This window comes from Tannerella sp. (assembly GCF_052170195.1).
In the GTDB taxonomy this organism is placed as follows: Bacteria; Bacteroidota; Bacteroidia; order Bacteroidales; family Tannerellaceae; genus Tannerella.
On sequence record NZ_JBQNAZ010000056.1, the window covers coordinates 1 to 14024 of the forward strand.

At 46.6% G+C, this 14024-nt stretch carries 12 protein-coding genes; 4 read left to right on the forward strand and 8 right to left on the reverse strand.

Annotated features, from left to right (window positions below; translation table 11 throughout):
- Window positions 1-64: 64 nt before the first annotated feature.
- The gene (locus tag ACTTKA_RS11020) at window positions 65-673 is read right to left on the reverse strand and encodes an OmpH family outer membrane protein (RefSeq protein ID WP_442725069.1); all 609 of its coding nucleotides are present in this window, start codon (window positions 671-673) and stop codon (window positions 65-67) included.
- Window positions 674-1059: 386 nt separating this feature from the next.
- Between ACTTKA_RS11020 and ACTTKA_RS11025 the strand changes: the two genes are divergently transcribed.
- The 3 genes from ACTTKA_RS11025 (at window position 1060) to ACTTKA_RS11035 (ending at window position 4763) form a co-directional block, all read left to right on the forward strand.
- Window positions 1060-2517, forward strand: coding sequence for an aminoacyl-histidine dipeptidase (locus tag ACTTKA_RS11025; RefSeq protein WP_442725070.1), 1458 nt, complete (start codon window positions 1060-1062; stop codon window positions 2515-2517).
- A gap of 49 nt (window positions 2518-2566) precedes the next feature.
- Window positions 2567-4072 carry a hypothetical protein gene (locus ACTTKA_RS11030; protein WP_442725071.1) on the forward strand — a complete coding sequence of 502 codons (1506 nt, stop codon included), beginning with the start codon at window positions 2567-2569 and terminating at the stop codon, window positions 4070-4072.
- Window positions 4073-4181: 109 nt separating this feature from the next.
- Window positions 4182-4763, forward strand: coding sequence for a hypothetical protein (locus ACTTKA_RS11035; protein WP_442714763.1), 582 nt, complete (start codon window positions 4182-4184; stop codon window positions 4761-4763).
- 248 nt (window positions 4764-5011) lie between these two features.
- On the opposite strand, the gene ACTTKA_RS11040 is transcribed toward ACTTKA_RS11035, so the two are convergent.
- The 7 genes from ACTTKA_RS11040 to ACTTKA_RS11070 all read right to left on the reverse strand — a co-directional run bounded on the left by ACTTKA_RS11040 (window position 5012) and on the right by ACTTKA_RS11070 (window position 12384).
- Window positions 5012-5515 (reverse strand): hypothetical protein, encoded by a 504-nt coding sequence (locus ACTTKA_RS11040; protein WP_442725072.1) that lies wholly within the window; start codon window positions 5513-5515, stop codon window positions 5012-5014.
- Between the two features lie 395 nt (window positions 5516-5910).
- A complete protein-coding gene (locus tag ACTTKA_RS11045) occupies window positions 5911-6615 on the reverse strand; it encodes an MgtC/SapB family protein (RefSeq protein WP_442714865.1) in 705 nt (234 codons plus the stop codon).
- Between the two features lies 1 nt (window position 6616).
- Entirely contained in the window at window positions 6617-7891 is a 1275-nt protein-coding gene (locus tag ACTTKA_RS11050; protein ID WP_442725073.1) for an alpha/beta hydrolase family protein, read from the reverse strand.
- A 54-nt stretch (window positions 7892-7945) separates the two neighbouring features.
- Window positions 7946-10207 (reverse strand): leucine-rich repeat domain-containing protein, encoded by a 2262-nt coding sequence (locus ACTTKA_RS11055; protein WP_442725074.1) that lies wholly within the window; start codon window positions 10205-10207, stop codon window positions 7946-7948.
- Window positions 10208-10219: 12 nt separating this feature from the next.
- On the reverse strand, window positions 10220-11134 hold the full coding sequence (locus tag ACTTKA_RS11060; RefSeq protein ID WP_442725075.1) for a dihydroorotate dehydrogenase: 915 nt from the start codon (window positions 11132-11134) through the stop codon (window positions 10220-10222).
- Window positions 11128-11901, reverse strand: a complete 774-nt coding sequence (locus ACTTKA_RS11065) for a dihydroorotate dehydrogenase electron transfer subunit (RefSeq protein WP_442725076.1) — start codon at window positions 11899-11901, stop codon at window positions 11128-11130. Before ACTTKA_RS11065 ends, ACTTKA_RS11060 begins: the two co-directional genes overlap by 7 nt.
- A gap of 36 nt (window positions 11902-11937) precedes the next feature.
- Window positions 11938-12384 (reverse strand): DUF4870 domain-containing protein, encoded by a 447-nt coding sequence (locus ACTTKA_RS11070; protein ID WP_442725077.1) that lies wholly within the window; start codon window positions 12382-12384, stop codon window positions 11938-11940.
- Window positions 12385-12671: 287 nt separating this feature from the next.
- Here ACTTKA_RS11070 and ACTTKA_RS11075 point away from each other — a divergent pair, with 287 nt between their 5' ends.
- Window positions 12672-13928 (forward strand): carboxypeptidase-like regulatory domain-containing protein, encoded by a 1257-nt coding sequence (locus ACTTKA_RS11075; RefSeq protein ID WP_442725078.1) that lies wholly within the window; start codon window positions 12672-12674, stop codon window positions 13926-13928.
- The last annotated feature ends 96 nt before the right edge of the window (window positions 13929-14024 follow it).

A 14024-nucleotide genomic window follows, 5' to 3' on the forward strand; every position in this document is an offset into this window, starting at 1 on the left:
AAACAGGATGTATCGTTATGACACATCCTGTTTTTTTATTTGGTTTTGTTTTCGACTTTTTTGTTTACTTCGCGCCCGAATACCGTTTGTTCAGGTATTCCACAATTTCGTTTGTGATATTATAGGCATCGTCTGCCAGGAAGATCGGACTACCGGCCGTATTACTGAAAATAATCTGATAACCTTTGTCTTGATTGTATTGTTTCAGATAGTGTATCACCGTGTCGCGCAGTTGCTCGTTCATGGCTTGTGTCTGCTCCATCAATTCCTGTGTCAGTCGGCCGTCAAACTCCTGCAATTCCTGTTGTTTTTTCATCAGGCGCTGTTGTTCCTGCTCTGCCCGTTCGCGGGTAGCGAAAGCGCCGTTCTGCAACTTGTACTGGAATTCTTCGGCTTCCGATTGCAGACTGCGTGCTTTCTGTGTGTAGTTGGCACGCGCATTCTCCTGCTTTTTCAGAATCTGCTCGTTCAGGTCGATAGAGAAATTGTACTTTAGCAATAATGAATCTACATTAATATACGCCACCGGAAAGCCGGCAATCTGTTCGCCCGACTCGGTTGTCTTACTCATGGCGGGAGTACCGCTCTTTTTTCCGGAGAAATACATTACAAACAGGATAATCACGGCAATCGCGAGAATCCCTTGAATCACATAGTTTACATTATTCTTCATATATCAGCCAAAATTTAATTTATATTCATTTCTTTCATGCGCTCCGCAAGGTTTTTATGGTGTAGAGCTTGCCTGTCTTGTGTTCTCGCACAACAAATTCCCTGTTTGCGCAAAGCAGGGCTGCTGTCGATGTGTGTATTCGGAAAATGTCCGTCCTTTTTAAAAATGACCCTTACGCAGAGCAGAACGACACAAATAGTCAAAATAATAATTGCTGTTCCTATTGTTAGCGTGATAAACATTTTTCTTTATCTTTGTGGACGCAAAGATACAAGTTTCGCCAAATAGAACGTTCCTTTTTGCGAATAATTCTGTTTTTTTTCCGTTTGATACTCGTATCTTCGATAATATTAACGGTTTAATACAATGTATAAATAATTAAAAACATGAAGACTATTTTAGATTTACAACCCGCCATTGTGTGGAAGTATTTTCACGAAATCACTCAAGTGCCTCGCCCATCGAAGAAAGAGGGAAAAATCATTCAGTATTTAGAGAACTTCGCTGCTCAACACAATCTCCCGATCAAGAAAGACTCTGTTGGAAATATCCTTATTTCGAAGGCTGCTACGTCCGGATACGAACAGTTGCCGACGGTTGTGTTACAGTCGCACATGGATATGGTTTGTGAAAAAAACAACGACGTTACGCATGATTTCGATAATGACCCGATAGAAACGGTGGTCGACGGAGAATGGTTACGTGCGAAAGGGACGACGCTGGGTGCCGACAACGGAATCGGCATGGCAGCCGAACTGGCGCTGCTGGTTTCGGACGATATCGAGCACGGTCCCATCGAGTGTCTGTTCACGGTTGACGAAGAGACCGGTATGACCGGAGCTGAGGCGTTAGCCGAAGGTTTTATGACCGGAAAAATCCTGCTCAACCTCGACAGTGAAGACGAAGGACAGCTCTTTATGGGATGTGCCGGCGGTAAAGGAACGGTAGCGACATTTACGTACGAACCGGCATCTGCACCGGCTTCGTTACAGTATTTTAAGATTGTTGTTACGGGTCTGAACGGCGGGCATTCGGGAGGTGATATTCACAAACAACTCGGAAATGCCAACAAACTCATGGCGCGTTTCCTTTATACATTGGATAGGAAGTTTGACATGGCACTTACCGCTGTCGAAGGGGGAAATCTGCACAATGCGATTGCCCGCGAGGCTTATGCCGTTATCGGTCTGAAAGATGAAGACCGCGAGCAGGTACGCGTGTTACTGAACCGTTTTCAGGCTGATGTGGAGAACGAACTCAAACACGTCGACCCGAAGGTGCGTATGACGATGGAGACGGTCGAAGCCCCGAAAACATGCATGCCGAAAGAAATGGCTACACGATTGATTTGTTCGTTGCTGGCTTGCCCGCACGGAGTGATGGGGATGAGTCAGGATGTTGAAGGACTGGTGGAAACATCGACCAACTTGGCGTCGGTAAAAATGCCGGAGAACGGCAAGGTCATCATAGTCACAAGCCAACGCAGTTCGCTTGAGTCGGCGAAGGATGCCGTAGCTGATCAGGTGGCTGCCGTATTCTTGCTGGCCGGTGCCGAAGTACAGCATGGAGAAGGGTATCCGGGATGGGCACCGAACCCGAATTCGGAGATTCTGAAGGTGGCGCAGGAAACGTATCACAAACTGTTCGGCAAGGAAGCTCAGATTATGGCCATTCATGCCGGGCTGGAGTGCGGATTGTTCCTCGAAAAGTATCCCTATCTGGATATGATCTCTTTCGGCCCGACACTGCGCGATGTACACTCGCCTACCGAGCGGATCGAGATTGCCACAGTCGATTTGTGGTGGAAACATTTACTTGAGGTGTTGAAAAACATTCCGGCATAAAATATTCCGCGCAAAAAGGCGTTCTATTACGGTAGAATGCTAAGAAACAGTGGAGAAAAAAATTATCATTTTTTGTTTGTTTATCGGGTTGTTTATCAACCTGACAGTCGGCTGTGAAGGGGTGGACGATTATTCGACCAACCCCGATCTCCGACTTGATTTTTCGACCGATACGCTTTCGTTCGATACCGTATTTACCACGATCGGTTCGGCCACGAAACACTTCAAGGTCTATAACCCGCACAACGAGAATCTGCGTATTGAGTCGGTGACTCTTGCTAATCCTGGAAAGAGCGGATTCCGTATCAATGTAGACGGACGAAAAGGCAGCTCGTTTCGCGACATTGACATCTGGAAACGAGATAGCCTCTACATACTTGTCGAGGTGACGGTTGATCCGAACAACTCCGACCAACCGATGATTGTCGAAGATTCCATACTGTTCTATACGAATGGCGTCAGACAATCCGTACTGTTACAGGCTTGCGGACAGGATGTACATCTGCTCAAAGGCGGGGTGACGTACACCGAGAATACGACATTGACAGCCGATCGTCCTTACCTTATCTATGATAGTCTGGTTATTGCCGAAGGGGTGACGGCCACGTTGCAGCCGGGTGCCATATTGTATTTCCACAAGCATGCCAGCCTGATCGTCTCGGGTAATATTAAAGCCAAAGGGACGCTTGAGAAACCGATCGTTTTTCGTGGCGACCGCTTAGACAGTATCTATGCGCAAACCACACTGGCTTACGACCGCACGCCCGGACAATGGGACGGCATTTATTTCGGGGCATCGAGCTTTGATAACGAGTTTGAACAGGTGATCGTAAAAAACACGACCTCCGGGGTGTTTTTCCACGAATCGACTCCGGATAACCTGAAAATCCGCATCCACGACTCACAGATCACGAACAGTCAAGGCAGCTTGCTGACAGCTGTTAACTGTCGCATCGAAGCGTCGAACAGTGAATTTACGAACGCGGCCGAGAACACGGTCTGTCTCATTGGCGGTTTCTACCAATTCACGCATTGCACGATAGCGAACTACATGAAGTTGGCGCCACGTAAACGGGTGGCAGCACTGGTACTTTCCGATACGGCGAAAATTAATAATCGATCGGTGCATCTGCCGATACGGCAGGCCGCTTTCGACAACTGCATCATCGACGGAAGTCTGCATGACGATACGACGAAGCTTTACCGGGGAGAAATCGCATTTTTCACGAAAGAAAACCGTCCCGAAGGCGGAGATGGATTCAACTACCGTTTCAACGCATGCCTTATCCAGACGAAAAAAATAACGGATAACTCGCGTTTCGTTCAGTGCATCTTCAACCGGAAGCCAACTTATATCCGGACAGGCGATGAAGAAGATGCTTATGCGTTTGATTTCCGGTTGGCGAATAAATCCGTTGGAATCAGCGGAGCCGACCGTGCCATAACGGCCCGGTATCCGACCGACCGCCATGGCGTAGGCCGTCTGAATAACACTACCGGCCCGTCGATAGGCGCTTACGAATACGTCTATCAAGAAGAAAAAAAGAAGAAATGAACCATTTTTCTTTTCGGATTGTTTCATAGAAAACACGGAATCCGTTGGGCACGTGCAGCGGAGGAGGTGAAAAACAAAATGAGTTATTAACACTAAAAACCGAAAGAAGATGAAGAAAACATGGTTTGTAACGATGCTGTTGATGGCAGCAGCAGGGATGATAACGGCACAGGAGGCCAAGTATGAAATCAAATCGGGCATTATTAAAAAAGTGTCGAATGTAATGGGACAAAAAGTCGAAAGTACATTGTACTTCGATGACTATGGAAAGATGGAGGCGGTAGAAACCACCGTTAACGTTGCCGGTACCGAAAAGAATATGCGCACGCTCGATGAGGGTAATTCGATTGCCAGTATCGATTTGGATGCAAAGACCGTTCAGCGGATGGAAAAGCCTGATAAACTGAATAACTTTTTGACATTAACGGATGAGCAGAAAGAAAAGTATAAATATCAGGAGCTGGGCGAAGAAACCTTTTTGGATCGTCCGTGCAAAAAAATTTCATTGGAATTGACAGAGATGGGACAGACGTTCCAAGGTACGTTGTGGCTTTGGAAAGGCATTCCATTGAAGACGGAAACGCAGGTTGGCGGGGCTACTGTGGTCGAAGAGGCTGTTGAAGTACAGGAAAATGTCGAGATTCCGGCTGAAAAATTTACCGTTCCCGAGGGCTTTACCGTATCGGAGTAAGAAGAACCGCCCCTTACGGAAAGTAAAATGAGAAGAAAAGATGTCCTTAACGATTGAGGGCATCTTTTCTTTTTTATACGTTTCCCGCTTGTCGCAACCTTGCGACACCTTCTCCGTGTACTTCGGCATGCTTTCGCAACCTTGCGATCAATGTTTTTTAATCATTGAATATATTTTCGGTCTGCAAGAATAAAAAAGGGTAACCCTTTTCAGGATTACCCTTTCTAATGCGATTAAAATAAATGTAGTTACACACTTTGGTGTACGATTCGGGATATTGCTTCGGGAGTCAGGTCTACACCCACAATCACTCCCTTACCGTCTATCAGAAAGTTTCTCAGTCCTTTCTTCAAACCGTACGCTTTGTACAGCGACGACGATTTTCCCTTTTCATCGTACCACTGATTCGCCGATTCCAGTCCATCTGTTTTCAAGGTCTCCGTAAATACGGAGAATTTTTCATCCATCGAAACGGAATAGACTTTAATACGTGTCGAATCCCAATCTTTCACTTTGTTCCAAAGCGCTATGTTACGAACACGGGAATCGGCATCATAAGCCGCCCAGAAATTTACTAACGTGTAGCCTTCGGAACGATTTCGGAAATCAATACCTCGATTGTTTTCCAAAGACTCTATCCTCGGAGCAAGGTCTCCCAAACGATATCCTTCGGTCATCCCTGCTTTATCCGTCCCGGCCGATAAGAATAACCAAACTACCGCGACGGAGAGTACACAAGTTCCAATCTTCATACTTTATATTTATAGTGAAAAAAACATCGAAAAACATATCGGGAATACTCGCCCCGTTTGTCTATTCAGACCCCAAGAAACGCTTATTTCTTCTATATTTTTCGACCCCCTGAGTTTCAGGAGTGAGAAAAAAGACTGCCTTCGCTAAGGCCGGTCTTTTACCTCAATTCGCACGCAAAGATAATGCAAAATTCCTGAGCAGAAATCGATTTAATATTACTTAACGCCTGAAAGTCAGGCTTGAAATTCTTTGCAAGCAACGACTTTTCTTATTTTATCGGCTTTTTGAGCCATTCCTGCTTTTCAAACGGCCGATTTATATGCAGATAATGACGAATAGAGGTAATAATATTCCGTTTTCGATTGATATACATATAAAAAGAAGGCAATGTTTGTCAGGCTAAAATCTTAATTTGTGTTATGTAACCGTTCTTGCGAATGGCCGTGAATAAACTCATATAAGAAGAACGCGGTTTGACATTCACTTTATACGTGAGTATAGCCGTGTTGGTTTCATAATTCAATTCATAAGAATTACTCATGACGTAGACGTTTTGCTCTTCCAATGTCTTACGCATCAACTTCAAGTCAGGCTCTGCCGTCGAACAGACAATCACCAGAATCTTATTCACCCCATCGAGCAAAATCCGTTTTTCGAAGCGTTCCAATGATATCAGAATTGTTACGGTAAGAGACGTCACGATGATAGCGGCGGTGAACATACCCGCCCCCACGGCGAGCCCGATGACGGCTACCACCCAAATACAGGCTGCCGTCGTCAGTCCGTACACGCTGCCGCGGCTCTGAATAATCGCACCGGCACCCAGAAAACCGATACCGGTCAACACCTGCGCGGCAATACGTCCCGGATCGCCATTCAGAAAATTCGGATAAATCTGCGGAATCCAGATCGAGATCAGCATAGCCATGGTAGAGCCGAGGCAGATAAGCGTGAACGTGCGCAAACCGGCTTCCCGACGACGCATCTGACGCTCCGTACCCACGATTGCACCTAACAGAAAACTAATGATCAACCGAACGATGGTAGTCCATATATCGATCTTCGTACTGTTTATCACTTCATTCAACCACTCCATCATTCTACTTGTATCTGGGAAGGTACGACATCAGATAAATAAAATAAGAGACTCCCGCACGGGTATGATCGCCGGGTACATCGATGAGCTTCACTTTGCCTCCGGAAGCATGATGCTTAGCCGTATATGTCCGGGCATTTTCGAAATGAACCGTCCGGTCGTCTTTTCCGTGAATCAGCACAAATTCGCACCGGTTATCCCAAGGTTCCAAACTGTTCGCTTCGAGTATTGCATCAATCTGCGCGTTCGCATGATTCGTATGGTGTATAAACGCATCCGTAAACAAGTCGTGCGTCTTGTCAGGGAAATCCTTATACGTATTACTCTTTCCGTCGAAATAAACGGCCAACTTCGACGCGTATGGCTCTTTCAGCAGGCGTCCGACATCCAGATCGGGGTAACTGTTCTTTTTATACCCGTAAATAGCAAGAGGTAACAGATACGATTCCGGCATCGTTTCCGAAGTCCTTACCTCGTCGGCGATATTCTTCAGCATACAGGGCGTACCGCCGGCCAGCAGCAGATCGACCGTTAGGCCGTCTGTCGGATGAACTTCCAGTTCCCGTGCCACCTGCGTTGCGACGAAACCGCCCAGCGAATAGCCGGTGACAAGCACATTTTTCTTTTTGGCATAATGATTCTCCTGCAGCACTTTCTGTGAGGCTCGCACGAAATCGATCGTTGTGCGCACCATCGTTTTTTTCTCGATATAAGGAATAAAACATTTCCCGTACGAGTCGCCAAACCCCGGATAATCGGGAATCATGACGATATAGCCCTTCGACGCCTGCCACATCCAGAAGATCAAGTATGCCTCTAAGGCGGAAGCATCGTAGTTCGTCAATTGGCGGGTAGGCGCCTGTTTGTCGAGCACATAGGTGTAAGGAGGAGCAAGTATTTGCCGATGGAGCGTAGCCGAGTCGATGGCCGGCGGTACCAGCAACACGCCGGAGAGGGTGATTTTTTCGTCGGATCCGTTCGGATTCGCAGAGGAGCAGATGACCTTGAATGCACGCAACTGAATGTCTCCATCGAAGACGGGCGTATTACCAATCAAACTAAACGAAGAAAGTCCGAGTCCTTTTTCCGCAGCTTTCAGTTCGGCAAACGTGAATTCCTTTAAGAGCTTCCATTTTACTCCTGAGACTTCTTCCGGTTTGAGCGGGTTATCCGGTCGGTCGGTAATGACCGAAGGATTATTTTCGTCGCAGGCCGTAAACAGATACAGCGATGCGATGAGCCATCCCAGCAGATATTTTATTAGCCTCTCTTTTTTCATGTTCTCCGTTTTTTAGCACGGTAAAAATAGGCATTTCCGCCCATACCGGCAAATTTACCGGTAATTTACCTGCGCTTTAATCGGGTAAGCCAGTTTTGAATAGACCACCTCACGAGGACAGTAGAGCGTTTCTAACGCAGGCATCGGGGCAGATTCCAGAAACTTGAGCTTAAGGTTTTGGCGGACGTCGATCACTTTTAACCCATTGCCCATGCATTTCAGTCGCTTGAGCATCGGATTCTTGCTGACATCCAAATCACTCAATCGGTTATGCGAACAATTGAGCGACTCTAATGCGGGATTCTTCGCAAGGTTCAACTCATCGATCGCATTTCCGTTGCAGGCCAATTCTATGAGTGCTCCGTTATGCGAAACATCGACACGATCCAGTGAGTTGCGTCCGCAATCGAGAATCCGGAGTGCGGAATTACGGCTAACATCGACCGAGGTGAGCTGGTTCTCACTGCATACCAGACCGGTCAGAGCCTGATTGCGTACCACATCAATCACCGTCAGTTGGTTCGCGCTGCAATCCAAATAATTCAATCCGCTGTTCTGCGATACGACAAGCATCTTCAATTTGTTTTTCCCACAGTTCAGGGTATCGAGTTGTTGGTTCTTTGTAATATCAAGTGCCGTGAGATGGTTGTTATGGCAACTCAACACACGGAGAGCAGGGTTCTTAGCAATCTCCAGCTTGATAAGGCGGATACTGTTGCAGTGCAAGCTCTTCAACGACGGATTATGGCTTACATCGAGTGTGATAAGGTTGTTCTCGGAGCATTCCAAATCGGTCAGCATCGGGTTTCTACGTACATCTAATCGGTGAAGTTTATTGCGGGAGCAATCCAGCGATTTCAAAGCCGGGAAGTAACTCATGTCTAATACCGTGATACGGTTATCGCTACATTTCAGTTCTTCGAGCGATGAGAAATATTCGAGTCCTTCGACCGACGTCACTCCCAGTCGCGAGCAATCCATCGTTTTGACAGCACGCGCTTCTGCCCCCGATAACTCGCCATCGCCATTCGTATCATACCGTCCGAACAGGAAAGCGGCTAATACGGCATCGGGTACGGTGATGTTCCCCTTGTATGTCCGTATGGCGGTGCGGCGTTGTTCTTCCGCTATACGCTTCTCTTCTTCCAGTTTCCGCAACTCGGCCTGCTGCCGGGCTTCATCGTAATACCTCTCACGGGCGGTAAGCGGACGATCCGCGGATGCTTCTTCTCCGCTCTTTACAGCAGTTTCAGCTGCATTCGTCGTCTCTTCCTCCTTCGTCTTTTCCGTTGCAGCGATATACGTTTCAATCTCCGCCGTTGCTGTCTCCGTATCTACGCGATAGGTCATCACCGAAGCAACCAGATAACTCAAGTTTTGATACTCTGCGTCTTTAATCAGGTAGACAGAGGTAAGTGATGGCATCGCATTGCAATACAGATTTTTGAGTGCTGCATTATGCGATACGTCTAATATTGTCAGACGGTTGATGCTACATTCCAGATCAGTCAGCGCCGTATTTCGGGAGAGATCGAGAACCGTTAAACGGTTGCTACCGCAATCGAGATCGGTCAGCGCCGTATTGTGGGAGACAATGAGCGAATCCAGTTTGTTGTGACCGCAATAGAGTTGCGACAAATGGATATTGCTTTTCAATTCCAAAGTTGTCAGCATATTATTATTGCAAAACAGATGCTCCAGATTGGTATTCTGTGTCACATCGAACGAAGTCAGCCGGTTTTCCGCGCCGTTCAGCCATCGCAGCGACGGGCACGAACTTACATCCAGCGATTCTAAGCGGTTCGTACCGCAGTGCAATAGAGCGAGTGCACGACAATCGTCAAGTCGCAATTGTGTCAGACGGTTATTGTCGCAGAGCAGTTCTTCCAATACTCTATGACGACTGACATCCAGCGATCGTAACATATTATTCCGACAATGCAGTTCGGTCAGTTCCACATTCTGGCTGACGTCGAGCGAATCGAGCCGGTTATTATCGCAATGCAGCTTTTTCAATGCCTGATTCCGGCTGAGATCGAGTGAAGTAAGGCCGCCATGTTGGAAATAGTTGGCATACGAACAGTCGAGTTCTTCCAAGGCCGTAAAATATTCGATTCCCTGCAATGAAGTAAGCGGTTTATCCGTACATTCAATTTTCCGCACGGTACGTGCCTCTTCGACGGATATTTCACCGTCGTTGTTCGTATCGAAGTTTTCCAGCAGATACGCTTTGAAGGTTGTATCGGGAATGCTAATATGTTGCGCACCGGCGTATAATGACGTGGCCGCAAAAAGAAGAATAATATTTTTTCTCATTTGAATAAAGTCTTAATCTACGGTCAATGCACCGACCAGCTCGGCAGCCGAGGCAAACCCGTGACGGTCGCAATAAGCCTCGATTCCTTCGATGATATTAACAGAAACCATCGGATCGATGAAATTGTACGTTCCAATCTGAATGGCTGTTGCGCCGGCAAGCATAAACTCGACTGCGTCCTGCCACGAAGCAATTCCACCCATACCAATCACCGGAATCCTCACAGCTGAAACTGTTTGCCATACCATCCGAAGAGCGACAGGTTTGACACACGGGCCGGACAATCCCCCCGTCACGGTCGAGAGCAAGGGGCGACGACGCTCTACATCAATCGCCATGCCGAGCAACGTGTTGATCAGCGACACTGCATCTGCCCCTTCGGCCTCCACCGCACGAGCGATCTCGGTAATATCCGTCACATTGGGCGAGAGTTTTACGATCAGCGTCTTAGGATAAACCTTGCGCACCGCGCGCACCACTTCGGCAGCCGACGACGCGCAAACCCCGAACGACATGCCTCCCTGCTTCACATTAGGACAGGAGATATTCAGTTCGATGGCAGGAATCCGCTCAAGGGCTGCCATTTTTTGAGCACATTCGACATACGTCTCGATAGACGAGCCGCTGACGTTGACAATCATATTCGTATCGAACTCGCTAAGTTGCGGATAAATCTCACGCGCAAAATAATCGGCGCCTTTGTTTTGTAACCCAACGGCATTGAGCATCCCCGACGGCGTCTCAGCCATACGCGGATAGGGATTTCCTTCGCGCAGTTCCAGTGTCGTACCTTTCACAACTATTCCGCCGAGCCTCGCAATATCGAACAGATCGGCGTATTCGATCCCATAACCGAATGTACCCGAAGCAGTCATCACCGGGTTTTTCAATGTCAAACCTCCTATGGTTGTTGTCAAATCTACCATGTCAATTGATTGATGTTAAATACCGGACCTTCGGTGCAAGTACATACGTTACCTTCGGTGGTGTGCTCGACGCAACAAAGACATACGCCGAAACCGCATGCCATCTTGTTTTCGAGCGATACTTCACAAGGAATACCGGAGGTCTTCGCATACTTCGCCACAGCCATCATCATTGGCTTGGGTCCACAAGTATAAATTTGTCCGAACGCTTTCTCTTTCAATATGGAATGTTGTGTTACCAATCCTTTTTCTCCCATCGATCCGTCTTCGGTCGTAACGTATACCGATCCGTGCTTCTCAAAATTTTCACGTTGCAGGATGTCGCTTCCCGAACGGGCGCCAAGGAGGAATACCGGAGTAAAACCAACCTTCTTCAACGACTCACCCAAGTAAAGCATCGGTGCTGTCCCAACTCCTCCGCCGGCCAGCAACAGCTCGGGTGACGACGGTTTCTGCGGTACCGAGAAGCCGTTCCCCAAAGGCAACAGCACATTCACCGTTTCGCCTGCTTTATACCGTGCCATACGCCGCGTACCTTCACCGATCAGGCGTATCAGCAGCCACAGTTCATTTTGTATCCGGTCGACATAGTTGATCGAAATCGGACGACGTAGAAAAGTTGATGGCGAGTCGTCGACACGTACCTCGACGAATTGTCCGGGAACCATTTCGGGTAATGGTTGCTCGGTCGTCAATTTCAACAAACAATAATCATGGTGTAACGGCTCATTCGATGTCACCGTCATATCCAACAAGTATTTCTTCATCTTCTCCATTTTACTCCACAGGTGCAGGTGTGCGGTTTATTTCAGGAAACGGATTGTCAGCGGATATTTCCATGGTTCGCCATTCAGAGACTTGATAATGGCGATAATGATCATCACAAAAATAGCAATGCCCACTACGGGAACGATGAAAAGACCCACAATCGTTATACATAGCACGATAATATATAATGTATAGCTGATTTCGAAATTGAGAATTTCTTTGCCGGCCTCATCTACTTTTGTACTTTTATCTTTATACAGTAGCCAGACAATCAGGGGCACGATAAAACTCGACAGAAACTGCGAGGCATGCATCAGTCCGACGAATGTCTGTTCGTCTATTCCCAAATCCCATGCAGCCTGTCCCGGCGAGGAAACGGGTGGAGTAAGAAGTTTCGCCTTTTCCCGTTCATATTCTTCGTGTGTAATCGCACCTTCGTCCAGCAATTTCTTCAACTGTGCCAGTTTTCCGTATGTATCCATCCGTATATTTTTTTCTAAATGTCTATATTGATTTTTTGATCTTCTTCTGTTTGTTCTCTTTGAACGGACAAAGATAAGCATTTCCGCAAAATACGACGGACTCCGGCGGTTATTCGTATCTTCAGTCATATATATCAATGTATCGGACAGGATAGCCGATATCTTCGATTATTCTCTTTTCTCGGGGATTTTTCGTTTTAGTCGACAGTTAAATGAAATTAACATTTTTACTTATGGTCTGTTTGACGGATTTTTCTATCTTAGGAGCATCATTCAATATGGGGATTATGAAAACAAACGCTTTTATTCGATTTATTTTATGGGTCGCCTTCCTTATGGGTGGCGGATTTTCTTTGTTCGCACAGGAACTTGGGAATAATTATATCACAGTAAGTGGGGTGGTTAGGGATAAGCAGACAAATAAAAAACTGGTGTCGGTCAATGTGTCGATTCCACAAACGACTATCGGAACAGTCACTAATGCTGATGGCTATTTTTCGATTAAAGTGAAAGATTCGTTACAGGCGAAAAATCTGGAATTTTCGCATATCGGATATGCTAACATGTTGTATCCTCTTACGAAGAAGGATATTGAAAAGGCTGAAATTTTCCTGATACCGAATACAAACGTTTTAGCTGAAGTTACGGTGATGGGCGGTGATGCCCGCGGAATTGTGGAGGAGGCAATAGATAAGATTGCAATGAACTATCCGGCAAAAGAGAATTTACTGACCGGTTTTTATCGCGAAGTGATTCAGAAAAAGAAACGGTATATCAATATTTCGGAAGCGGTCGTCCATATTTTCAAAACACCTTACACCCGTGGTTTCGAACATGATCGGGTACAGGTCTTCAAAGGACGGAAGCTGCTTAGCCAGAAAGCAGGCGACACGTTGGTTGTTAAGCTGGAAGGCGGCCCTAATCTGTCTCTTTATATTGACCTGATAAAAAATCAGGAATTGTTGCTGGACAAGGCAGAGATGGAAAATTATTCGTTCCGTTTCGGAGAGCCGGTTATGATAGATAACAGGCCTCATCATCAAGTGAATTTCCAGCCCCGTTTGTTGTTGCCGTATGCTCTTTATTATGGCTCTTTGTATATCGATAAGGAAACGATGGCAATCACCCGCGCCGAGTTTAATCTTAGCATGGACGATCGTTCCAAAGCGACTCAGGCCATGTTGCGCAAGAAGCCTTTCGGCTTACGTTTTAAGCCGGAGCAAATGACTTTTCTCGTTGCCTACAAACAGTATGACGGACGTAGCTATCTGAATTATGTGCGTAACGAAGTGCGTTTTAAATGCGACTGGAAGCGTCGCCTTTTTTCAACATCTTATACAGTCTTTTCCGAGATGGTCGTTACCGATAGGAAAGAGGATGATTTTTCCCGAATTTCATACAAGGAATCCTTCAAATCCGGCCATTCTTTGTCGGATAAAGTGGGAAACTTCTATGATGAAGACTTCTGGGGAGGATACAATATTATCGAGCCTACCGAGTCGCTTGAGAATGCCGTTAACAAGTTGAAGAAGCAATATAAATGACTTGATCGCTGTTCTATTCGAGGAGGTGAAATAATTCCGCTCACAAACAATCATCAAACAAATAGTAAATAGCAGTAAAATAGCAACTTACTGCTA

What these genes read in the sequence shown, in the direction of transcription:
- ACTTKA_RS11025 (WP_442725070.1), top strand. Translation starts at nt 1,060, where the DNA reads ATGAAGACTATTTTAGATTTACAACCCGCCATTGTGTGGAAGTATTTT.
- ACTTKA_RS11070 (WP_442725077.1), bottom strand. Translation starts at nt 12,384, where the DNA reads ATGGATACATACGGAAAACTGGCACAGTTGAAGAAATTGCTGGACGAA.
- ACTTKA_RS11050 (WP_442725073.1), bottom strand. Translation starts at nt 7,891, where the DNA reads ATGAAAAAAGAGAGGCTAATAAAATATCTGCTGGGATGGCTCATCGCA.
- ACTTKA_RS11075 (WP_442725078.1), top strand. Translation starts at nt 12,672, where the DNA reads ATGAAAACAAACGCTTTTATTCGATTTATTTTATGGGTCGCCTTCCTT.
- ACTTKA_RS11045 (WP_442714865.1), bottom strand. Translation starts at nt 6,615, where the DNA reads ATGATGGAGTGGTTGAATGAAGTGATAAACAGTACGAAGATCGATATA.
- ACTTKA_RS11060 (WP_442725075.1), bottom strand. Translation starts at nt 11,134, where the DNA reads ATGGTAGATTTGACAACAACCATAGGAGGTTTGACATTGAAAAACCCG.
- ACTTKA_RS11055 (WP_442725074.1), bottom strand. Translation starts at nt 10,207, where the DNA reads ATGAGAAAAAATATTATTCTTCTTTTTGCGGCCACGTCATTATACGCC.
- ACTTKA_RS11040 (WP_442725072.1), bottom strand. Translation starts at nt 5,515, where the DNA reads ATGAAGATTGGAACTTGTGTACTCTCCGTCGCGGTAGTTTGGTTATTC.
- ACTTKA_RS11020 (WP_442725069.1), bottom strand. Translation starts at nt 673, where the DNA reads ATGAAGAATAATGTAAACTATGTGATTCAAGGGATTCTCGCGATTGCC.
- ACTTKA_RS11065 (WP_442725076.1), bottom strand. Translation starts at nt 11,901, where the DNA reads ATGAAGAAATACTTGTTGGATATGACGGTGACATCGAATGAGCCGTTA.
- ACTTKA_RS11035 (WP_442714763.1), top strand. Translation starts at nt 4,182, where the DNA reads ATGAAGAAAACATGGTTTGTAACGATGCTGTTGATGGCAGCAGCAGGG.